Below are 22,060 nucleotides of genomic sequence, written 5' to 3'. Positions count from 1 at the left end.
TGGGGGCCAGTGGCCGTGGTTGTGGGGGCCGCCGGCTCCCACCGACGTTTTCTTACTGCTTCATGGTGGCGTGTTGGCGCATGTTGTGGTTGCCGGTATCGACCCAGATGGTGTTGTGAACGATGCGGTCCATGATTGCATCGGCGTGGACGCCGGAGCCGAGCCGTTGGTGCCAGTCTTTCTTGGCGTACTGGGTGCAGAACACGGTTGATGCTGTGTCGTACCGGCGCTCGAGCAGTTCCAGGAGCATGCTGCGCATGCCCTCGTCGGGGTGGTCGAGAAGCCATTCGTCGATCACGAGGAGGGTGAAGGCCGCGTACTTGTTCAGGAATTTGGTTTGTCCCTGTGGTTTGTCCTTTGCCAGTGCCCAGGCTTCCTCAAGGTCGGGCATGCGGACGTAGTGGGCCCGGATCCGGTGCTGGCAGGCCTGCTTGGCCAGCGCGCACCCCAGGTAGGATTTCCCGGATCCGGTGAATCCCTGAAACACGACGTTCTGCTGCCGTTCGATGAACGAACACGTGCCGAGCTGGGCGATCACGTTCCGGTCCAGACCACGCTCGTCCACGAGGTCGAGCCGGCGCAGATCCGCGCCCGGGTAGCGTAGCCCGGCCCGCCGGATCAGTCCCTCAACCTTGGCGTGGTTGAACCCGGAGTGGGCCTCGTCCACGACCAGCCGGAGCCGTTCCTCGAAGGCCATGCCGAGCACGAGCGTCTCGTCCTGGGCCTCGAGTGCCTCCAGCATCGGGGCGGCACCCATCTCACGGAGCTTGCGTTTGGTTTCGATATCGATCCCGCTCACTTGGCACCACCTGCGTAGTATTCGGCGCCGCGGACGTATCCGCCGTGTTCGACCGGTTCATCCCGTGGTGGCCTGAGTCCGGCGGCTTTGTCCTGCTCTGTGGCCAGGATCGGCTGCAGATGGGCATACCGCGGGGACCGGACGCGGCCTGCCAACGCAAGCCGGCAGGCTGCCTCGACCCGTTCGGCCGAGTAGCGCCGGGAGAGCCGCAACACGGCCAGTGCTGCGTCCAGGCCCTGCTCGTCGACCGGGACGGACTCGAAGATCCGGTTGACCACGGTCACCGCTGCCGGGCCGATCCGTCCGGCCCACTCCCGCACCCGGGCCGGGTCCCACTGCCGGTACTTCTCGCCGGCGGGCAGGTCCGCGTCGTTGGTGCGGTACTCGTTGGCCGCGCCCTCGGGCAGCAGCAGGTGGCTGGTCAGCCGTTCGCTGCCCTGATAGGCCTGAATCACCCGATCGGTGATCCGCAGGTCCACCGTGGTGCCGATATTGGCAAAGGGCACCGAGTAGTAGTTTCTCTCCCAGACCACGTGCCCGTTCCGGCTAACCCGGCGCCCGTATGCCCATCTGCTGATCTCGTAGGCCGCCGCCGGCAATCCCGTCAGCAGCGGCTGCTCCTCGGTTGCGAACACGCTGGCTCTGGACCCGGGCCGCTTCTGGAACGGCTCCGCATTGTAGGCCGCCACCCGCTCGATGATGGCGGCCCTGAGCTCCGGCAACGATGTGAATTGTCGCTGGCGCAGCCCTGCGATGATCCAGGTAGCCACGTGGGCGACCGTGTTTTCCACGCTCGCCTTATCCTTCGGTGCCTGACACGTCCGGGCAGCACCGCCGCTGAATAGTGCGCCGCCATCTCGCGGTAAGCGTCATTGAGCACGACCTCGCCCTCGCGGGGATGCTTGATGACACCGGTCTTCAGATTGTCCGGCACGATCCGCGGCACCGAACCGGTGAAGGCCTCGAACATCGCCACGTGGGCCCGCAACCAGGTGTCCTGCTTCATGTCCAGGGCAGGTTCAACGAACGCATACCGGCTGAAGGGCAGGCATGCCACGAACAGATACACGGTCCTGGACTTGCCCGTGGCCGGATCGGCCAGCTGCATCGTCGGCCCCGACCAGTCGACCTCCACCGTCTGCCCGGCCTTGTGCCCGACCCGGGATGCCGCCCCCGTTACCAACACATGCCGCTGGTAGGTCCTGCAGAACCGGTCATAACCCATCATCGGCTCACCGGCAGCGGCGCATGAATCGGCGTACTCGCCATGCAGCAGCTTCAGCGTCACCCCGACCCGGGCCATCTCCCGGTGGACCTGGTCCCAGTCCGGCTGCGCGAACACGCTTTGATGCTCACCGCGGCCCGGGAACAACCGGGCATACACCTCGCGGTCCGTACTTTCGGCGATCTCATCCCAAACCACACCGGCCGCGTCGGCGGCCTCCAGCACCGCCGTGATGCTCTTCCGCGACATTCCCTGCGATGCCGCGATCGCCCGCCCGGACAGGCCCTCGGCGCGCAACTGCAACACGAGCTTCGCTCTGATCTTCCGTACCATTGATGATTACTCCTTCCGCCGTGCGCCCTATACACACGACGGAAGGAGCCTAAACTGGGTGGCCCCCAGGCACGCCACTGCCGGCACCCAAGACCGCTACTGCGCGCTCTGCCCACCGGCCCCCAAACACACGACAGATGGACCCCAAAAGCGCGAATATTCACTGTAGTGAGACAGATCGGTGGGATGGGCAACTGTAGTGAGAGGGCGTCGACTTGGATGAGACAGTTGAGTGAGTGAGACAGGAGATCAACACATAATGAGACCGGCCATTAAATAGAAGGGCGTGTGCAACTATTAGCATACTTACTGGTAACCGTGCATATTCACTTTGGAACTATTCAGCGTCGGTCGACGGAAACCGCTCCGGATGCTTAGGATCTCTTCCTCGTTCTCGCCAGTACTCGTCCCTCTGCCATAGCGAGAATCTGGTTATTTGGACGCCCATTACGAGGACGGCGATGCCGAAGAGAATGGTCCGAGTCCAGAGCCATGGCTCCGAATCGACACCAACGAGGCTTAGGACGGTGGAGATCAGCATGATGACCATTACTGGAAGGAACCAGCGGAGGATGCGTTGAAGCCTCCGTTGCAGTTCTTCCTTTGTTGCCACCATTGCCTCCATTAGTCGGGCTGCCATCCGTTAGTCGGGCTGCCATCCGTGAGGCCCGTCCCAGATCTCTAGGGAGTGGCTATCGATCGATTCCGATGGTGTCAGTCATTATCCGCGTCGCCTAGATTCTTGGATAGCGGGACCAGGGCTCGGCGGCCGCGGTTGCGTGCTTCTGGGTCACTTGATAGCTGTAGCCGAGCATTTCGGCGACGAGCGGGGCCGGAACTTCGGTGACGAGCGCGCGGAGGGATGCGTTGCGTGCACCGAGGAGGTTGATGCCGATTTCCCTGAGGCGCTCCATGAGCGTGTTTGGGTGGATGTGTTGCCCGGGCCGGTAGCCGGGGAACAACCATTCGCTGCCTGAACTGCTGCCGGTGCGCAAGTTGGGGCGTGCGGCCAGGTGTTCTGTGAGCAGTGACGCGAACGGCTCCGGTACTGGTGCAGGGTCGCCTTCGCCGAGGGACAGGCGCAGGCCGTCGGGCGTGAGGATCACGTCGGTGCTTCTCATCGCGGCGATCTTCACGACCGGCTGGGCGTAGAGCAGCAGGAGAGTGGCGGCGACCCGGTAAGGCAGGGTGTCTATGTTGTCGGTCAGGCAGGCTTTGAGCATTCCGAGGCGCTGGCCCTGGGTGAGCAGTGGCACGGTCTTGGCCTGCCGGAATCCGATGGTGATGTTGGTGCAGGTCCGGTTCGTGACCGCCCAGACGAAGAAGGTTCTGATGGCGTGCCTTGTGGTCGGGCCGTCGGCCAGCCAAGCGTCGACGTCGGCCTGGACGCACGAGGCGACGGTCCGTCCGTGGGTGAGCTTGAGCCAGTTGAGGAATTTTATGGTTTCGCTGATTTCCTGCTTCGCGCTGTGTACGGGACCGCGGGTGGGCTTCCCCTCTGCGGAGAGGCTCCGGATGCGTCGCAGGTGGTGCCACCGGGCAAAGGATTCAACGGGTCGTCTGATGTCGACGTCGTCAACGTTCGCGAGCTTGCTCGTGAGCCAGCGTTGAAAGAGCGCGAGGTAGTGGTCCCTCTCCGGGAGTAACTTGTGGTGGGTGAGCAGGCTGCGCATGTGTTCCACCCGCAGGCTGTTTGGTTCCTTGTCCAGAGCTTCATGGCTGAGGGCGATCTCGCCGGTGGCAAGCCGGGCTAGCAAATCGCGGACACCGGTTTTACGCAGCCACGTGAGGATGCTTTCGGGGCGCTGGGCTCCGCAGAGCGCGCCAAGCAGTTTCGTCGCCGTGGTTTCCGATCCCCGGGCCTCGTCGACGCGCAACAGGACGGTGAGGTCGTCCCGAAGTGAGCAGCGTGCGCAAATGTTCTGGCGGTAATGCTCGGTTTCCGTGCCGCAGCCGGAGCAGTGGTAGTCCTGGGTGATACCTGCGCAATCGACACAGACCGGTTGGTCGCTGTGGGCAGCAGACCTTCCCGGGAGCATGCGCTCCGTTCGGCAGCCGGGGCAGGGCCCGTGAGTGCGCATGGCGACGGTGAAGCAGGTCCCGCAGATCCTGCCTTCTGGCCAGCTGGCGCGGTGCCTGCCGGCTGTCCGTGAGCATCTGTCGCAGGTGAAGTCTCCTGTCGTGCGGGGCCGGCCGCGGACGACAAGCCGCGGTGTGATTTCAGCCGTCATCGCGGATCACGCGGGCACGTTTTGGCCGGATGGTCTTGTTCAGGTCCACGACGTTGGCGTCGGAGGCGACCTTGCGGACCTTGGCGTCTGTTGCAATGACGGTGACCAGGTCCTCGGGTCCGCAGGAGAAGATATCGCAGAGAGCAGCGACCATCATCAGCGAGACACGTTCCGGGCGCTGGGTGACCAGCCGATATACCTGGGAGGCCGAGAGCTCGATGCCGCGTTCCTTCAGCAACGGGCCCAGGTCGGTGCTGTTGTGCATTCCGCGGGCTGCCATGAGTTCGGCGAGCCGCCACCGGTAGTCGATCTCTCGTTTCATGAGGTTCAGTCTTCCATTCCGGCAAGGGCGTCCCGGACGGTGGAGTCCAGGGCCCGGCGCAGCGTTTTGATCCGGTAGTCGCTGGAGACGGAGGTATAGAGGGCCGTGGTCGAGGCGTGTTCGTGTCCAGCCTGGTGCTGGACGAACAGGGGGTCCATGCCGGCTTCGATCAGGTGGGTGACGTAGGAGCGGCGCAGCGAGTGGATGTCCAGGCCGGGGGAGAGGCCCAGGTCTTGGCAGTAGCGGTTGAACCTGCGGTTCAGCGCGGTCTCGGAAACCAGGGTGCCGCGTTCGGAGGGGAACAGGTCCAGCCCGTCGGTCATGTGCGGGTGGCCGCGTTCCAGCCAGTCGGCGATGATCTCCGCCGACCAGTCAAACACTGTCAGGACGCTGCGGCGTTTCGGGGGAGAGCCCCGCATGGCCTTGCCATAGCGGACCTGCAGCACCCCGTACTTGCCAAACTCCCGCGCGTGGGGGTTCCTGGAAAAATCCACAGTCTGCAGGTGTCTGACCTCATTGCGTCGCAGCCCCCAGCAGTAGGCCACCTTGAACAGGACAGCGTCGCGGTAGGCCGGCAGCCAGCCTTTGCGGCCCAGAGTCGCGATCCGGTCCACCTCGTCATCGGCTCGGTCAAAGAAGGCCTGCAACTCCTGCCTGGTGAACGGGCGCCGGACAGGAGCTGACTCTGTCGCCTGCGCATGGACCGCGGTGTTCCAGTCAAAACATACCTGTGCAGGGTGCGTTCCGAAGTACTGTTCACAGACCCGGTCCCAGCCATACTCAGGCGACGCCGCATAGGCGCAGAACGCCCTCAGCGCTGCCTGGTAGCTCCGGATTGTGGACTGGGCGGCACGCTTCACGCTGCGCAGATCCCCGAAGAACTCGTCCACGTGGGCCGGCGTCCACTGCCACGGATACTCGTTCGTGGACTCCTGGAACCGCGTCACCAGCCGTTCCCGGCCCTCGATCGTGCCAAACGACAGGTTCCTACTCAGCTGCTGGTTGCGCCAGCCCGTGAGCATCTGTGTGAACACGTGGTCCTCCGGGTGAAGGAAACGCACAGCGCCGAAGTCGAGCACCCGCCCCGCTAAATCGACCGCCACGAACCCTCCTGATACATTGCATTGGATGCAAGAATCATGCAATTAATGCAGAATCCGCGCAAATCCGCGGATCAGAGGGCCCATTCCAGCTTGATGCACTCCAGCTTTTGAGGGCTGCTTGGTGGACCTACGAGTAGCCCCGCCGACCATTCGCGCGGTGTTTCCGCAGGTCACAGGCATATTTCTACTTCAAGTGACGCGGTACCGGGTGGCAATGGGCGGAGGAGGTGTGATCGTGCATCGGATGCAATAATCACTGTTCTACTTTACGTAACGTCCGTTATCGGTTTTCAAGGCACGGGAGTAGAAGTAGCTGCGAGAACTCCCGTTCCATGGAACTCAGTCTTTCCAGAGCTCAGGCTGAAGTCCGCAGGAGTTGGGGCATGCTCGCAGCCACAACCCGTCGGACCTGCCTTTGGACGTCGGGGGGACAGACGGGAGATCCGCCCCGGGTCTACCCAACCAGCCAGGCGACGGCCAGGAGTGCGCCCACACTCAGTACGGTGGTGCACAGGATGACGTCGCGGGCCACGGTCATGCCGCGGCCGTAGGGGGATGCAAAGAGGAACACGTTCTGGGCGGTGGGAAGTGCCGCCATGATCACGCTGGCCAGGAGATGCTGGCCTTCCAGCCCGAAGACAAAGCGGCCAAGCACCCACACAATCAGCGGCATCCCGGCGATTTTGAGGAACGTTGCCACGAGGGTTTCCGTCCGGCCGTCATCCTTCTGCAGCGGGGCGCGGCCGGCGAGGGAAAGGCCGAAGGCCAGCAGGACCATGGGCACGGCCCCGCCGGCCAGCATGTCGATGGGCTTCTGCAGCAGGTCCGGCGCGGTCCAGCCGGTCAGGGCGACGGCCACACCCAATGCCGAGGCGATGATCATGGGATTGCCCAACGGCTGCAGCAGCATCTTCTTCCACGAGATTTTGGAACCGGAGACCAGGCCCAGGACTGTCAGGTAGAACGGCGCCATCACCAGGAGCTGGACCAGCAGCACCGGTGCCACGTGCTGTGCCGTTCCCACGGCGTACAGGGACACCGGGATGCCGATGTTGTTGGCGTTCGCGTAGCTGCTGGCCATGGCCCCGACGGCGGTCTCCGCCGCCGGACGCCGGAAGAACAGGAAACTCGCCAGCCAATAAAGAAGCCCCACTATCGCTGCGGAGAGCAGCGCGAGCGGGGCATCGGTTCCCAGGGCGGCGCGGATATCGCTGCCGGCAACCACCGTGAAAAGCAGCGCCGGGTTGGTGACGTAGTAGGCAGTGCGGGTCAGTGCACCCTGGACTTCCGGCCCCAGGATCCGCAGCCGGGCCGCGAAATAGCCCACGGCAATGACCACGGAGACGATCAGGATTCCGGAGACAACGCCGCCCACAGTCCACCCTTCTATTTAGCTGTTGGAATTTCCGCACGGCCAGCCCCTCTCTAAGGGGACCGACCGTGCGGAAGCTATGGTTCTAGCGGACCAGGCAGGGCCGCTTCGGGTCGAAGGACCAGCCATCGACGTAATACTGCATGCCGATGCTGTCGTCCCGCGCGTCGAGGCCGTGCTGCAGGTACAGCTCGTGCGCCTTGTCCAGGGCGTCGCGGTCCAGTTCGATGCCCAGGCCGGGCGCATCGGGCACCGAGATGGCGCCGTCGCGGATCTGCAGCGGGTTCTTGGTGAGCCCCTGCCCGTCCTGCCAGATCCAGTGCGTGTCCAGCGCGGTGATTTCGCCCGGGGCGGCCGCGCCGGTGTGCGTGAACATGGCCAGTGAGATGTCGAAGTGGTTGTTCGAGTGCGATCCCCAGGTCAGTCCGAACTCGTTGCACAGCTGCGCCACGCGGACTGAGCCGGACATGGTCCAGAAATGCGGGTCCGCCAGCGGAATGTCCACGGCGTTGCTGCGGATGGCGTGCGACAGCTCCCGCCAGTCCGTGGCGATCATGTTGGTGGCCGTCTTGAGGCCGGTGGCGCGGCGGAACTCCGCCATGACTTCGCGCCCGGAGAACCGGCCTTCCGCACCGCACGGATCCTCGGCATACGCCACCACACCCTGCATCCGCTTGCCGAGGCGGATGGCTTCCTCCAGGAGCCAGCCGCCGTTCGGGTCCAGGGTCACCCGCGCGTCCGGGAAGCGCGCGTGAAGGGCGGTCACCACATCAACTTCGTCATCCCCGGACAGCACGCCGCCCTTGAGCTTGAAATCAGTGAAGCCGTACCGCTCGTGGGCGGCCTCGGCCAGGGCCACAACTGCCTCCGGAGTCATCGCCTCCTGCCGGCGCAGCTTCTCCCAGCGGTCCGACGGCGTCTCCTCCACCAGGTAGGGGAGGTCTGTGCGGGCCTGGTCACCAACAAAGAAAAGGTATCCGAGCATCGGCACCGAGGTGCGCTGCTGCCCGTCACCGAGCAGTTCGGCGACCGGAACGCCGAGGAACTGGCCATGCAGGTCGAGCAAGGCCGATTCGACGGCGGTGACGGCGTGGACCGTGGTGCGGAGGTCGAAGGTCTGCAGGCCGCGGCCGCCGGCGTCGCGGTCTGCGAACTCCGCCGCGATCTCCCGGAGCAGGGAGCGGAAGCGGGCCACGGGCTGGCCGGTGATCAGCGTCCCGGCCTCCTCGATGGTGGTTTTGATCTTCTCGCCGCCGGGAACCTCGCCCAGGCCGGTGCGGCCATCGGAGTCTGTCACGATGACCACGTTGCGGGTAAAGAAGGGCCCGTGGGCGCCGCTGAGGTTCATCAGCATGCTGTCGTGGCCAGCAACGGGGACCACTTCGACGCGGGCGATCGTGGGCTGGTTGCTCATGCGTTGACCTTATCTTTTGCATCGGCTGCGGCTTCAACGGTGCCGTCGATGCGGCGGTTCAGCTGCCAGGGGTTGGTGTCCCGGAGCGCGGCCGGCAGCAGTTCCTGGGGCAGGTTCTGGTAGGCGACCGGCCGGAGGAAACGGTTGATGGCCAGCGTGCCCACCGAGGTGGTGCGGGCGTCCGAGGTGGCGGGGAACGGTCCGCCGTGGACCATGGCGTGGCCCACTTCGACGCCGGTGGGCCAGCCGTTGACGATGATGCGGCCCACCTTCTGCTCGAGGGCGGGGAGCAATTGCGCCGCCGTCGGGTAGTCCTCTTCGGTGAGCTGCAGGGAGGCGGTGAGCTGGCCTTCCAGCCGGTTGGTGGCGGCAATCAGTTCGTGCACCGAGCCGTAGCGGATCACCAGGGACGCGGCGCCGAAGATTTCGGCGTGCAGCACGTGGTTGGCAACGAATTCCTTGACGCCGGTCCCGAAGATCGTCGGGGCGGGCGCGTTTTTGGTGGGACCCTCAGTGCCCTGTCCGACGACGGTGACGCCGTCCGCGGAACCGAGGGCTTCGGCTCCGGCGTTCCAGGATCCGGCGATTCCCTCGGTGAGCATCGTCTGGCCGGCGCAGGCGGAGACGGCGCGGCCGACGGCGGCTGCGAGTTTGTCGCCCAGCTCGCCTTCGGGGGCGAACAGCAGGCCGGGGGAGGTGCAGAGTTGGCCTGAGCTGCCGGTGACGGCGGTGACGTACTGCTGTGCCAGCGCGTCAACGTCACCCTTGAGGGCGCCGTCGAACACAAACACCGGGTTCAGCGAGGACATTTCCGCGTACACCGGGATGGGTTCCGGCCGGGCGGCGGCGGTCCGTATCAGGGCGATCCCGGCACTCTGGGAGCCGGTGAAGCCCACTGCCTTAATGGCGGGATCGGCTACCAGGGCCTGGCCGATGCTGGCGCCGGGTCCGTAGATCAGGGAGAAGACGCCGGGGTGCAACCCTGCGTCCGCAACGGCCTTGGCGATGGCCTGTCCCACGAGTTCGCTGGTCCCGGGGTGGGCGTTGTGGGCCTTGAAGACCACCGGGCAGCCGGCGGCGAGGGCGGAGGCGGTGTCTCCGCCCGCCGTCGAGAACGCGAGCGGGAAGTTGCTGGCACCGAACACCGCCACGGGACCCAGCGGGATCTGGCGCTGGCGGATGTCCGCGCGGGGCAGGGGAGTGCGCTCCGGCAGGGCCGGATCGATGCGGACGCCGCGGAAGTCACCCTGGCGGACCACGTTCGCGAACAGGCGGAGCTGCCCGGTGGTGCGGGCCCGTTCACCGGTCAGCCGGGCGGTGGGCAGCCCGGTTTCCTGGCCCGCGCGGATGATCAGTTCATCGCCGATGGCCTCGATGTTCCCGGCGATGGCTTCAAGGAAGCCGGCGTGCGTCTCGGGGTCCAGGGCACTGAAGGAGGGGTAGGCGGCGGCGGCGGCGGAGGTCGCCGTCGTCAGCTGGTCTTCGGTGATCAGCGTGTACGCGGGTTCGAGCGCCTCGTTGGTGGCGGGGTTGAAGCCGAAGGCGGTCCTGCCGCTGCCGACGACGGGCTGGCCGGCGATCAGGGAATGTCCGGTGAGTGTCACTGTATTTACTCCTAGGGAGACGTTGGTAAGAAGGCCGAGGTTCAGGAAACGGTGGCGATGAGGGCCTTGAGGTCTGCGAGGTCCTGGGGCGCCAGGTTCTGCAGCGGCGGGCGGACGCCGCCGGCGGAGCGGCCGATGGCGTCCAGGCCGCCCTTGACGATGGAGACGGAGTAGCCTTTCACGCGGTCGCGGATGTCCAGGTACGGGATCACGAACTCGTTGAGCTTCTTGTTCACGGCGACGCGGTCGTTGTTGCGGACGTCCTGGTAGAAGTCCAGGGCGAACTGCGGGACGAAGTTGTACATGGCGCTGGAGTAGGTGCTCATGCCCAGCTGCAGCAGCGGGAGGGCGAAGGTTTCCGCCGTGGGAAGGCCTCCGAGGTAGAAGAGGCGGTCGCCGAGCTTGGCGTAGACGCGGGCGTCGTGTTCGAGGTCGCCCACGCCGTCCTTGAAACCGATCAGGTTTTCGTGGCGGTCCGCGAGGGTGGCCACAGTGGTGTCCTTGTAGATGGCGTTGGCGCGGTTGTAGATGATGACGCCCAGCGAGGTTGAGGCGCAGATGGCGCTGACGTGGTCGGTCAGGCCACCCTGGTCGGCCTCGGTGAGGTACGGGGGGAGGAGCAGGAGCCCGTCGGCGCCGGCAGCTTCGGCGGCTTTGGCGTTCTCGATGGCCTGGGCGGTGGACCCACCGGCAGAAGCCAGGACGGGAACCAGGTTGCCGACTTCCTCGACGGCGGTGCGGACCACACGCTCGGATTCCGCCGGAGTGAGGGAGAACCCTTCACCGGTGCCGCCCGCCGCGAAGAGGCCGGCAACCGGGAAGCTGGCCTGCCAGGCGAGGTGCTTGCGGTAGTTTTCCTCGTCGAACTGCAACTGGGCACCGAAGGACGTCACCGGGAACGAGAGCAGGCCTTCCTTGAGGGTGTCTGCCAGTTCCTGGGGGGTGTATTTCGCCACGATGTGTCCTCTGTCTGGAGGCCTCGGGGCGAATGCCGCGGGCCGCTGGATGCTGATTCCTGTCCAGAGTAGGGAGGTCACATGATGCCTGTCTAAGCCCTTTTTCGTATTGATTGATACCCGGACTGCATCACTCCCAAGGAGTCAACCGGCCGCTACTCCGTCCTGAATTCCAGGTCCTGCAGCAGCCGCCGCAGGGCCGGGTTGGCCACCTTACGGTTCCAGATGGCGTGCAGTTCAACCGGGTCCTCGCTGCTGGCGCCGGCCAGTGGCAGGAATTCGACTCCCTTGATCGCCAGGAGCGTAGCTGAGTGCGGGACAAAGGCAACACCGCGCTTGGCTGCGACAAGGGAGACCATGGTGAGGATCTGGCTCACGGTATGCAGGACATTCCCGTGGTGGATGGAGTGCAGGCGGATGACCAGGTCGTAGAAATAGGCGGCTTTCGCCGGCGAATGCATGATGAGGGGTTCGTCCCGGAAATCGGCATCCTCCACCGGCCGGGAAAGGTCCGCCAACCGGTGGCCCGTTGGCACGGCCAGCACCAGAGGTTCCCGGTACAGGAGATGCGAATCAAAGACGTCCCGGTCAAAGGGCGGCCGGGCCAGGCCCAGGTCGAGTTCACCCGTCAGCAGGCCCTGGATCTGTTCCCCGGTGACGAGCTCCTGCAGGTCGATGTCGACGTCGGGAAGGATTGACGCGATCTCCTCCAGGAGGGGACCAAGGATGCTGAACCCGCTGGCCGCGGTGAAGCCCACCCGGAGGACGCCGGAGCGGCCGGTGGCGATCCGGCGGGCCGTCACCGGGGCCCGGTTGGCCAGGGCCATAAGCCTTTTGGCCTCGTCCAGGAAGGCCCGGCCGGCGGGTGTGAGCTCCACTTTGCGGTTGTCGCGCTCCAGCAGCTCCGTGCCGATGCTTTTCTCCAGCTTCTGGATCTGGCGGCTGAGCGGCGGCTGGGTCATATTCAGCTTTTCCGCGGCCCGTCCGAAGTGGAGTTCCTCCGCGACCGCGATGAATCCGGCCAGTTGGTCGAAAGTGAACATGATGCCTTTCGGGTATCACAAATGCATGCAGGGGCTTAGAGATGCATCGTAGCCGACGGCGGTACCCGGAAATTCACCGGATGAGGGGTGGATCCCTTAGCCGGTTTTCCGGTCTTGGCCGGCGGCCAGTGTGGCTCGCCGGTCCTGGATCCACGGTGCGGCCACCCACCAGGCCAACCCGGCCGGGACGAGTCCGGTCCCCACGAGCACCAGGGTGGGCAGCTTGGCCAGCACCAGCAGCCACGTAACCATCACGACGACGGAAAGCGCCAGGGGGATGGCCCGGCGCTGCGCGAGCGACCAGGCCGCAGAAAGCCGCTCGCGGAATCCCGCGATGCTGCCGCTTCCCAGGGTGCCTGTATCCGCGGCGGAGGCCTGAAGGGTGGACGCGAGGACGGCAACATAGCCGGCAACCAGCACCCCATACATCGGAACCAGGATGCACAGGGCCACCACGCCCGCCAGGCCGCCTGCCGTCAGCCAGAACAGAAGTGACGCGGCCGCCAGAACCATGATCAACGGCAGCAGGACAGCCACTTTCCACGTGCGCCTTAAAGCCCAGGTGAAGTTCGCCCAGAAGAGCCTCGCAGGCCGCGGCCTTCCTTCCACGAAGATGTCGCCAAGGGAGTACTGGAGCGCCAGGGCCGCCGGAAACATCGTGATCACAGGCAGGGATGCCAGCAGGAACAACAGCTGAAGCGTCAGGATGTCCCCGGTCACCTCGAAAACGCCGAGCAGCCGGGCAGAGCGCGATGGCCCCTTGGTCGACTCCACTGGCGTCCCTCATCCTTCGTCATTGTGGCTGGTGCACGTCCGGCCGACAGCGTTCCGACGTCCGGACGCGCCTTGCGCGTATGTTCATTTGATCGGATTATGATCGATATTGCAACGGTCGGGCACGAAACTGATCTCGGATGAAGGAACCACGCCATGCTTGCAGAGGAACGCCAGAAGCTCATTCTCGAGCACATCCGCCTCTATGGCCGTGTCCGTGCCGTGGATATGGCCCGGGAACTCAACGTCGCGGAGGTCACTATCCGGCGGGACCTGAACGGCCTGCACTCTGCCGGGATGCTGAGCCGGATCCATGGCGGTGCTGTCCGTCGCGGACAGGAGCAGCCAGGCAGTCCCGGCCAGAAACTGGTGGGCATCGTGGTGCCGAGCAGCCTGTATTACTTCAGCGAGGTCATCCGCGGGGCTGAATCAGCGGCGGAGCGTTTCGGTGTCCGTTTGGTCCTCGGCGTCTCCGACTACGGTGCCGTGGAACAGGACCGGGTGCGCCGCATGATCGCCCTGGGTGTGGAGGGTATCCTTTTGGCCACTGCGGCCGGTGACTCCGATCCCGGTGCCGCGACCTGGCTGGAGGACATCAGTGTTCCCACGGTGCTGATGGAGCGGGCCTTTGGCAGTCCCGGCCTTAAGCGGGAAATGGATCACGTCCGGACGGATCACAGGGCCGGTGCTGTCCTGGCCCTGCGGCACCTCCATGGGCTGGGCCACCGGTCCATAGCGGTGGCCATGTCCGAAACACCTACGTCGTACTGGCTCGAACTGGGTTGCCGGGATGCCTGGGAGATTCTCGGGCTGACGAATCAGCCGGACGTTGTCCAGCTGGGACGGGTGGGCGGAGATGGCGTGCCGGCTGAGTTGGAACGGCTCCTTGACCGCTGCCTGGCAGACAGGACACGGGCGTTCTTTGTTCACAACGACATGGCCGCTGCCCTCCTGGTTGAACTCGCCTTCCAGCGGGGACTCCGGATACCTGAGGATATTGCCGTGGTGGCCTACGACGATGTCACCGCGAGCATGGCGCCCGTCCCGCTGACGGCCGTGTCACCCCCCAAGCAGGCCGTGGGTTCCCTTGCCCTGGAACAGCTCATGCGCAGCATCGGCTACGGCTCCACGGCTGCGGGCCCGGTGTCCCACCTCTCCCTGCTCCCCACGTTGCACATCCGCGAATCCTGCGGAGCGAGGGAACCGCGCGCTGACCGATAATGTTCGATCATGCACGAAACGATTGAATGAAGGGTTGTTTCGATCTACCTTCTTAGGAGGCGCTGGCCCCTGTGCGGCGCATCACAGTCAAGGGAGACAACTCATGAAGAAGAACGCTTTGAAGGTCATGGCGATGTCCGTCGGCCTCGGGCTTGCGCTGGCGGCGTGCGGCTCCGGAAGTGCACCGAGCTCATCCACGGACGACCCCGCGACCGCGACCGGCTCGCTGCGGGTCATGATCCCCACGTACCCCCTTTCCAACGAAGGCAAGGCGGAATTCCAGAAGGTCGTTGACGACTTCAACAAGACCTACCCGAAGATGACCATCGAACCGGACTTCGTCACCTACGACACCATGAACGAGAAGATCTCCACTTCGATCGCCTCCGGATCCGGCTATGACGTCCTGGTCACGGGGATCGGTTGGATCCAGCCGTTCGCCGCCAAAAAGGTTTTCAAGGATCTCGCGGACGTGGGATTGACCAAGGAGGACATCAGCACCAAGACGGCGGAGGCGATGGTCCCGGCCGTCACCCACGATGAGAAGGTTTACGGCTACCCGTTGATCGCCGATGCCCGTGCCGTGGCCTTCCGCAAGAGCGCCTTCATCGAAGCCGGCCTGGACCCCGAAAAGCCGCCGGCCAGCATGGCAGAGCTCAAAGTAGCAGCCGAGAAACTGACCCAGCGCGATGCCTCCGGGGCCATCACCCGTCCCGGCTTCGACTTCTGGGCAGCGTCCGGGGCATACCGGCAGACGTTCACCACCTTCCTGGCTTCGACAGGCACGCCCCTGTTCGTGGACGGCAAGCCGAACTTCAACAATCCGGAGGGTGTGGAGACGCTCGAATGGATGAAAAGCATGATCAACAACGTCCAGGCCTTCGGCCAGATGAACTCCGCCAAGAAGCCCCTCGTCTACACGAATGAGGCCCCCATCGGCATGGTGGGCGGTGCTGTGGACTGCAGCGACCAGGGCATCGGCCAGGCCAACTGTGACGACCTCAGCTTCTTCCTGCTGGACAGCGGCACCAAGGCCGAGTTCGTGGGCGGCGACATTGCCTCGATCGGTGCCAAGACCAAGAATGCCAAGGCTGCCTGGACGTTCATCGAATCCCTCATCAAACCGGAGGCCAACAACGCCCAGGCCAAGCTCAATTCGAAGATCCCGGCTACCAAGGACACCGCGAAAGCAGGGCAGGCCCAGTCCAACCCGCTGAGCAAGTTCGTCGCGGCGAACCTCTCGCACGCGGCCTACGAAGGCGGAGCCTCGAACTGGCTGGAAGTGCGTAAGTCCTTCAACTCCGGCCTGGACGAAGCCCTGCTCGGCAAGCGTCCGGCAGAGGAAGTCCTGTCGTCCCTGGCGGCGCTTTCAAAATGAGCAACCGAGCAACCATGACGCCGACGCTGGCGTCGGAGTCCCCAACCGCGGCGCCGTCAGGCCCGCAGAAACCGGCCGCCGCCAACCGGCGCGGCGGCCGCCCGAAGCGGCGCTCCGTCACACGAAAGCAGGTGTGGGCCGGCTGGTTCCTGCTGACTCCGGCGCTGCTGCACTCCACGCTCTTTATCTCCGTGCCCACCCTCGCCGCAGTGTTTCTGAGCATGACCGACTACAGCTTCAGCGGCGAGTGGGCGTGGGTTGGTTTTGACAACTTCGTCGAGCTGATGGGCGATCAGAACTTCAAGACCGCCTTTGTGAACACCGTTCTGTACGCCGTCGTGGTGGTGCCCATCTCCATGGGCCTGGCACTGGTCATCGCACTGGGGCTCAACCAGAAGCTTCGCGGCATGGCCTTCTTCCGGACCGCCTTCTACATCCCTACGGTGACCGCCACGGTGGCGGTGGCCACCGTATGGCTGTGGATCTACAACCCCGGCGCAGGCCTGGCCAACGGCGCGCTGAGCTTCTTCGGCTTCGGCCCGCAGCCGTTCCTCAACAGCCCCGACACGGCACTGCCCTCCCTGATGTTGGTGGGGATCTGGCAGGGGCTCGGCGCCAAAATGATCATCTACTTAGCCGCCCTGCAAGGTGTTTCCCGGGAACTCGTGGAAGCCGCGGAATTGGACGGCGCCAACAGGTGGCAGACCTTCAAGCATGTGAAGTGGCCGGCCCTGGCTCCTGCCCAGTTCTTCGTCCTGATCACTTCGATTGTGGGCACGTTCCAGGTCTATGACCTTGTCTACGTCATGACCAGGGGAGGTCCCGGGATCTCCACCAACGTGCTGGTGCTGGACATCTACAACAACGCGTTCCAAGGGATGCGGCTCGGGTATGCCTCAGCCGAAACGGTGATCATGATCCTCCTGATCAGCGTGTTCATCATTGTGGGCCGGAAGCTTCAAGGATCTGATAAGAGTGAATAGAACCGCAGGAATCAAACCCGGCAGGATTGCCCTGTATGTGGCCTTAACGGTGGGCTCGCTGCTGATGCTCGCGCCGTTCATCTGGATGGTGCTGACCGCGCTCAAGGCTCCCAACGAAGTGGGTGTCTTCACGTGGCTGCCCACCGAGTACCACTGGGAGAACTTCGCGGAAGCGATGAAAATCGCCCCGTTCCTGAACTACTTCCGCAACAGCTTTATCATCGCCATCGGTGAGACAGCGGTGACCCTGGCCGTCTGCACGATGGCCGGTTACGCTCTGGCCAAGCTCCCCCTTCGCGGGGCCAAATCGCTGCTTAACTACTTCATCGTGCTGCTGATGGTTCCGTTCCAGATCATCCTGGTCCCGTTGTTCCTGATCGTGAAGAGCATGCCGCTGTTCGGCGGCAATGACATTCTTGGCCAAGGCGGCACGGGCTGGCTGGATTCCTGGTGGGGTCTCATCATCCCGCTTGCGGCCGGCCCGATGTACACGTTCCTGGCCCGGCAGTTCTACGTCTCGCTCCCGTCAGAGCTGGCCGACGCGGCCCGCATGGACGGTGTGGGGGAGTTCGGGATCTTCCTGAAGGTGATGACACCTTTGATCAAGCCCGCGTTGGTCACCATTTTCGTCTTCCAGGTCGAAGGAGCCTGGAATGCATTCCTCTGGCCCCTCATGATCACCAACACTGACGAAATCAGGCCGCTCCAGCTTGGCCTCGCGATCTTCTCCCAGGACCAATCCGACGTCCTGTGGCCGTACCTCATGGCCGGGACCGCACTTGCCACTTTGCCGATGATCATCCTGTTCATCTTTGCGCAGAAGCGGTTTGTTGAAGGCATGGCAAGCGCGGGGCTGAAAGGATGAACCGCTGGACGGACGACGACGGCGTGAACCAGTTGCGGCCCCGGGTGGCCTTCGCCATGGGCTCCAATGAGCTCAGGGACGGCCTCATCAATGCTGAAGGATTCGTCCGCCTCCGGGCGGTTGCCGACGTTGTCAGCACGGATGTGCTGACCGACTTCACGACTCCACGGGCGCGGGAGGTGTTGGCTGGGACCACGGCGCTGATTACGGGGTGGGGCAGCCCCAGCATCGATGCGTCCGTCCTGGACCTGTCTCCCGGCCTGCGCCTCGTGGCGCATGCTGCCGGAACGGTCAAGAACCATGTGGCACCAGTGGCCTGGGACCGTGGACTGACAGTCACCACGGCGGCGCACGCCAACGCGGTCCCGGTGGCGGAATATGCGCTGGCCTTCATACTCCTGGCCGGAAAGGACGCCTTCGCCTTCCAAGCCGGGCAACGCGCCAGGCAGTCCGGCTATCGGAAGGAGGTCCTGCGGCAGGACGTGGGCAACAACGGAAACACCGTGGGCATCATTGGTGCCTCCAGGATCGGGCGTCTGGTGATAGAACGGCTGAAGTCGCATGGGCTTCGTGTCCTGCTGTCGGATCCGACTGTTTCACCATCCGAGGCCGCACGCCTGGGTGTCGAACTGGTGACCCTGAAGCAGCTGATGCACAGCAGCAAGGTGGTCTCACTGCACGCTCCCGTGCTGCCCTCCACACTCGGGATGATCGGTGCGGCAGAACTGGCGCAAATGCACGACGGAAGCACATTCATTAACACGGCTCGTGGCGTCCTGGTGGATCACGACGCGCTGCGTACCGAGCTGCGCAGCGGCCGGCTCAGCGCCGTCCTTGATGTCACAGCACCTGAACCGCTGCCGGACGGGGATGAGCTGTACGGGATGCCCAATGTGATCCTGACCCCCCACATCGCCGGCTCCCTGGGCAACGAGCTCGCCCGCATGGGGGACCTTGCCGTGACCGAGGTGGAACGCCTGGCGCAGGGCAGGGCGCCGGAGCATTCAATCAGCCGGGAGACGCTGGACGGCATGGCATGAATGTCCTGACACCAGGCATTTGCTCGGTGACGTTGCGGAACAGCAGCATCGAGGACGTTGTGGACGTCGTTTCCACAGCCCGCCTGGCCGGCATCGAGTGGAGCAGCCAAGCGCACGTTTTCGATGCGGCTGCCGCGCTCCGGGCCAAGCAGGCCACCGCGGCAGCCGGCCTCAAAGTCCTGTCGCTCGGTTCCTACTATCGTGTGGGGAGCCGGGGTGACTTCGGCGCTGTCACGGCTTTGGCGTCAGCCCTGGGAGCTCCGCGGATCAGGGTCTGGGCGGGGGAATCGGCGTCACTGGACGCCAGCTCGCAGGTCTGGGATGCGGTGGTGGAGGACGCGCAGCGGATCTCCGGGCTTGCCGCGGGGTATGGACTGGAAATCGCCTTCGAATACCACGGCGGAACGCTGACTGACTCGGCGGAAACCACCCTGGAGCTATTGGCGCGGGTGGGCCGGCCCAACGTCGGAACATACTGGCAGCCCGCCGTCGGACTCACCGACGAACAGGCCGTCGAGTCGCTGCGCCAAGTGCTGGATCACGTCCTAGGCATTCATTGCTTTTCCTGGTGGCCCGGGCGTGAACGGCTGCCACTCACGGACCGAAAACAGCTGTGGCATTCAGTGGCGGAGATCCTCCGGGACAGGGGAGCGTCCACGGACCTCATGCTGGAGTTCGTGGAAGCGGACCTTCCGGAGAACGTCATCCGGGACAGTGAATTCTTAACCCGCATCACCCTCGGTGCGGAGCAGGCAACGGCACTCAAGGGAGGACCGGAATGACCACCATCGGCGTACAGGCAATGATGCTGAAGGACAGCTTCGCGGAGATCGGGGCGTTTGAAACGCTGCGTAAGGTCGGCGGCATCGGCTACCGCGCCGTCGAGATCTCCCAGATCCCGATGACGCCGGAAAACGTCGCCGAGCTGGACCGTTCCCGCGGCGAGCTGGGCATGGACATTGCGGCCCTGTCCGTCGCGATGGAAATCCCCAAGGGCATGCCGGGCGATTCGCTCAAGGACAACTTCGACAAGGTGGTGGACGACGCCAAGCGCCTGGATGCGAAGCTGCTGCGGATCGGCATGCTGCCGTACTCGGCCATGAAGTCGATCGACGCCGTCATTGACTTCGCCAAGCAGGCGAATGAATATGCCGAGCGGCTGCAGGAGCAGGGCCTGGGCCTGTATTACCACAACCACCACATCGAGTTCGCGAAGTTCGACGGCAAGTACATGCTGGACATCATCGCCGAGAACTCCCCGGCCATGGGCATGGAAATCGACGTGCACTGGGTCCAGCGCGGCGGCCTGGACCCGGTCCGGACCCTGGAAAAGTACGCCGGCCGCACGGCCATGGTGCACCTGAAGGACTACCGGATCGGACACCTCCCGGACGCCGCGTTCGGCAGGCTCGAAGCGGGGGATATGGCTGGCTTCAAGGCCCAGTTCAGGGACCTGGTCCAGTTCGCCGAAGTGGGCGAAGGCAACCTGGACTTCGCCTCCATCATCCCGGCCGCGCAGGCCGCCGGCGCCCAGTACCTGCTGGTGGAGCAGGACGAGCTCTACGGCCGCACCGTCTGGGAAGCGCTGCAGACCTCCTACGACAACCTGGTTGCACTGGGCCACGCCGACCTTTTCTAAGGTCCCACCATCCACCGGCGGAGCCGGCGCGGCTGCCCACTGCGGCAGCCGCGTTCCGGACGCCCCGGGCTGTGATGCCTTGCGGGTATCACCTGATGCATATTTGGGCTTAGACAGGCATCATAACGCCTCCTTATAGTCGTTGAGCGAGCCAGAAGTGATTCGGTTCACAGCGAAGACCGGGCCACGTCCCGAATCTCTATGAGGAGTTCCAATGATGCACTTCCCCACACGGCGCACGATTCTGGGTGCGGCCTCCGCCGTCACGCTGTTGGCACTGACCGCCTGCGGCAACGTCGCAGGCGGCGCCACCGATTCAGCGAAATACCCCAACGGGCCGGTCAACCTCACGGTGGGGCAGGCGGCCGGCGGCAGCACGGACCTGATCGCCAGGGCCCTCGCTGAAGGTGCCTCCAAGACCCTAGGGCAGCCGGTGCCCGTGGTGAACAAGCCGGGTGCCAATGGCGCGCTGGCCACCAAGGAAGTTGCCGGGAAGCCGGCCGACGGCCAGGAACTGGTCCTGCTCACCGCATCCCTGATCACCATTACGCCGCTCGCCGTCACCCAGGACGAAGCCGTGAACATCGATGACCTGGACATCATTGCCGGGTTGTCGCAGGACGACTACGTCCTGGTGGCCAGCACGCAGTCAGGCTTCAAGACCTTCAAGGACATTTCCGATGCCGGCCGCAACGTCACGTTCGGTACGACGGGCGTCGGGACCGGCAGCCAGCTCGCCCAGACCGTGCTCTTCAAGCAGGCAGAGGTCAAGGGCACCGACATTCCCTTTGACAGCGGCAAGCCCGCCCTGACGGCAGTCCTCGGGAACCAGGTGGAACTGGCTACCATCCAGCTCGGCGAAGCGATGCCGCAGATCAAAGCCGGAAAGGTCACGCCGCTCCTGGTCTTCTCCGAAGACCGGAACAGCTTCCTGCCGGACACGCCGACGGCGAAGGAGTCAGGCTATGACGTGCCCGTGGCGCAGTACCGGGCAGTCGCGGCGCCCAAGGGCACCTCGCAGGCAGTCAAGGACAAGCTGCTCGCGGCCTTCCAGGAGACCTTCAAATCGGAGGCCTACAAGGAGTTCAACAAGAAGAACTCCCTGACGCCGAAGGAAATCTCGGGTGAAGAGGTACTCACCGAGTGGAAGAGCTACGCGGCGAAGTACAAGGAACTGGTGGCGAAGTACGACATCAGCCTCAGCGGAACAAAGTGATTCCTGTGAAGGACTCACCCGCAGGAACCACCGACGAGGTTCTCGATGACCTGACCCCCGAGCAGCTCGCCGCCCAGTGGGAGGACGAAGAGCCTCCGGCCGCCGGAGCCCTGGCCAACGCGGCCTCGTCGCTGGTGGTCATGGGGGTGGGCCTGGGAGCCGTGATCCTTTCCTTGGCGATGGGACTGGGAACTCCTGACAAACCGCAGCCCGGCCTGTGGCCGTTCATCATCAGCTGCGTCATGGGGGGTCTCGGGCTGTTCCAGCTGATCGCCGGCCGGAACAACCGGGACGCGGAGAAGTTCACCCGCATGTCCGGCGCGCCGCTGACCGGCCTGGTGACCCTGGCCGCCATGGTGGCCCTCATGCCGCTCATCGGGTTTGAGCTGCCGGCCCTGGCGCTGTGCCTCATCTGGATGCGCCTCCTGGGCGGCGAAACGTGGCGCTCCACGCTGGTGGTCAGTGCCGCCGTCGTGATTTCCTTCTACGCCATCTTCGTCCTCGCGCTCCAAACCTCCATTCCCCACCTCTTCTAGGAGACC

General features: G+C 64.5%; 20 protein-coding genes and 1 pseudogene. 9 read left to right on the top strand and 12 right to left on the bottom strand.

All coding sequences use genetic code 11. The features are described from left to right. Nucleotides 1–52: 52 nt before the first annotated feature. The 12 genes and pseudogenes from MUN23_RS08460 to MUN23_RS08410 all read right to left on the bottom strand — a co-directional run bounded on the left by MUN23_RS08460 (nt 53) and on the right by MUN23_RS08410 (nt 13,176). Complete coding sequence (locus tag MUN23_RS08460) at nt 53–799, bottom strand: ATP-binding protein (protein ID WP_275216592.1); 747 nt, start codon at nt 797–799, stop codon at nt 53–55. Next, a pseudogene (gene istA / locus MUN23_RS08455) lies at nt 796–2,357 on the bottom strand (IS21 family transposase). The gene MUN23_RS08460 and the pseudogene istA overlap by 4 nt, the downstream one beginning before the upstream one ends. A 337-nt stretch (nt 2,358–2,694) precedes the next feature. Then, nucleotides 2,695–2,982, bottom strand: coding sequence for a hypothetical protein (locus MUN23_RS23630; RefSeq protein ID WP_371876002.1), 288 nt, complete (start codon nt 2,980–2,982; stop codon nt 2,695–2,697). Nucleotides 2,983–3,091: 109 nt separating this feature from the next. Then, nucleotides 3,092–4,396: a hypothetical protein gene (locus MUN23_RS08450; protein WP_248760541.1), complete on the bottom strand. Its 1,305-nt coding sequence runs from the start codon at nt 4,394–4,396 to the stop codon at nt 3,092–3,094. Nucleotides 4,397–4,577: 181 nt separating this feature from the next. Then, nucleotides 4,578–4,910 carry a helix-turn-helix transcriptional regulator gene (locus tag MUN23_RS08445; protein ID WP_248760542.1) on the bottom strand — a complete coding sequence of 111 codons (333 nt, stop codon included), beginning with the start codon at nt 4,908–4,910 and terminating at the stop codon, nt 4,578–4,580. 5 nt (nt 4,911–4,915) lie between these two features. Beyond that, on the bottom strand, nt 4,916–6,013 hold the full coding sequence (locus MUN23_RS08440; protein WP_248760543.1) for a site-specific integrase: 1,098 nt from the start codon (nt 6,011–6,013) through the stop codon (nt 4,916–4,918). Nucleotides 6,014–6,467: 454 nt separating this feature from the next. After that, entirely contained in the window at nt 6,468–7,388 is a 921-nt protein-coding gene (locus tag MUN23_RS08435; protein WP_248763404.1) for an AEC family transporter, read from the bottom strand. 82 nt (nt 7,389–7,470) lie between these two features. Beyond that, nucleotides 7,471–8,799, bottom strand: coding sequence for an enolase C-terminal domain-like protein (locus MUN23_RS08430; protein ID WP_248763403.1), 1,329 nt, complete (start codon nt 8,797–8,799; stop codon nt 7,471–7,473). Next, nucleotides 8,796–10,403, bottom strand: coding sequence for an aldehyde dehydrogenase (NADP(+)) (locus MUN23_RS08425; protein ID WP_248763402.1), 1,608 nt, complete (start codon nt 10,401–10,403; stop codon nt 8,796–8,798). Before MUN23_RS08425 ends, MUN23_RS08430 begins: the two co-directional genes overlap by 4 nt. A gap of 41 nt (nt 10,404–10,444) precedes the next feature. After that, nucleotides 10,445–11,359 (bottom strand): 5-dehydro-4-deoxyglucarate dehydratase, encoded by a 915-nt coding sequence (kdgD, locus tag MUN23_RS08420; RefSeq protein ID WP_248763401.1) that lies wholly within the window; start codon nt 11,357–11,359, stop codon nt 10,445–10,447. A gap of 155 nt (nt 11,360–11,514) precedes the next feature. Then, a complete protein-coding gene (locus tag MUN23_RS08415; protein WP_248763400.1) occupies nt 11,515–12,402 on the bottom strand; it encodes a LysR family transcriptional regulator in 888 nt (295 codons plus the stop codon). 96 nt (nt 12,403–12,498) lie between these two features. Next, a complete protein-coding gene (locus MUN23_RS08410; protein ID WP_248763399.1) occupies nt 12,499–13,176 on the bottom strand; it encodes a DUF624 domain-containing protein in 678 nt (225 codons plus the stop codon). 156 nt (nt 13,177–13,332) lie between these two features. On the opposite strand from MUN23_RS08410, the gene MUN23_RS08405 reads away from it, so the two are divergent. The 9 genes from MUN23_RS08405 to MUN23_RS08365 all read left to right on the top strand — a co-directional run bounded on the left by MUN23_RS08405 (nt 13,333) and on the right by MUN23_RS08365 (nt 22,054). After that, nucleotides 13,333–14,397 (top strand): substrate-binding domain-containing protein, encoded by a 1,065-nt coding sequence (locus tag MUN23_RS08405; protein ID WP_248763398.1) that lies wholly within the window; start codon nt 13,333–13,335, stop codon nt 14,395–14,397. A 103-nt stretch (nt 14,398–14,500) separates the two neighbouring features. Beyond that, the gene (locus MUN23_RS08400) at nt 14,501–15,775 is read left to right on the top strand and encodes an extracellular solute-binding protein (RefSeq protein WP_248763397.1); all 1,275 of its coding nucleotides are present in this window, start codon (nt 14,501–14,503) and stop codon (nt 15,773–15,775) included. Beyond that, nucleotides 15,772–16,758, top strand: a complete 987-nt coding sequence (locus tag MUN23_RS08395) for a carbohydrate ABC transporter permease (protein WP_248763396.1) — start codon at nt 15,772–15,774, stop codon at nt 16,756–16,758. The genes MUN23_RS08400 and MUN23_RS08395 overlap by 4 nt, the downstream gene beginning before the upstream one ends. Next, entirely contained in the window at nt 16,751–17,623 is an 873-nt protein-coding gene (locus MUN23_RS08390) for a carbohydrate ABC transporter permease (protein ID WP_248763395.1), read from the top strand. Before MUN23_RS08395 ends, MUN23_RS08390 begins: the two co-directional genes overlap by 8 nt. Then, a complete protein-coding gene (locus MUN23_RS08385; RefSeq protein ID WP_248763394.1) occupies nt 17,620–18,663 on the top strand; it encodes a hydroxyacid dehydrogenase in 1,044 nt (347 codons plus the stop codon). Before MUN23_RS08390 ends, MUN23_RS08385 begins: the two co-directional genes overlap by 4 nt. Next, the gene (locus MUN23_RS08380; protein ID WP_248763393.1) at nt 18,660–19,445 is read left to right on the top strand and encodes a sugar phosphate isomerase/epimerase; all 786 of its coding nucleotides are present in this window, start codon (nt 18,660–18,662) and stop codon (nt 19,443–19,445) included. The genes MUN23_RS08385 and MUN23_RS08380 overlap by 4 nt, the downstream gene beginning before the upstream one ends. Next, on the top strand, nt 19,442–20,302 hold the full coding sequence (locus MUN23_RS08375) for a sugar phosphate isomerase/epimerase (RefSeq protein WP_248763392.1): 861 nt from the start codon (nt 19,442–19,444) through the stop codon (nt 20,300–20,302). Before MUN23_RS08380 ends, MUN23_RS08375 begins: the two co-directional genes overlap by 4 nt. 214 nt (nt 20,303–20,516) lie before the next feature. Further along, nucleotides 20,517–21,518, top strand: a complete 1,002-nt coding sequence (locus MUN23_RS08370; protein WP_248763391.1) for a tripartite tricarboxylate transporter substrate binding protein — start codon at nt 20,517–20,519, stop codon at nt 21,516–21,518. Between the two features lie 5 nt (nt 21,519–21,523). Further along, nucleotides 21,524–22,054 carry a tripartite tricarboxylate transporter TctB family protein gene (locus MUN23_RS08365; protein ID WP_248763390.1) on the top strand — a complete coding sequence of 177 codons (531 nt, stop codon included), beginning with the start codon at nt 21,524–21,526 and terminating at the stop codon, nt 22,052–22,054. Nucleotides 22,055–22,060 lie beyond the last annotated feature (6 nt).

It is taken from the genome of Pseudarthrobacter sp. SSS035 (assembly GCF_023273875.1).
In the GTDB taxonomy this organism is placed as follows: Bacteria; Actinomycetota; Actinomycetes; order Actinomycetales; family Micrococcaceae; genus Arthrobacter.
Note: the sequence above shows the minus strand (reverse complement) of the source record. Positions and strands in the feature narration are given on the sequence as shown.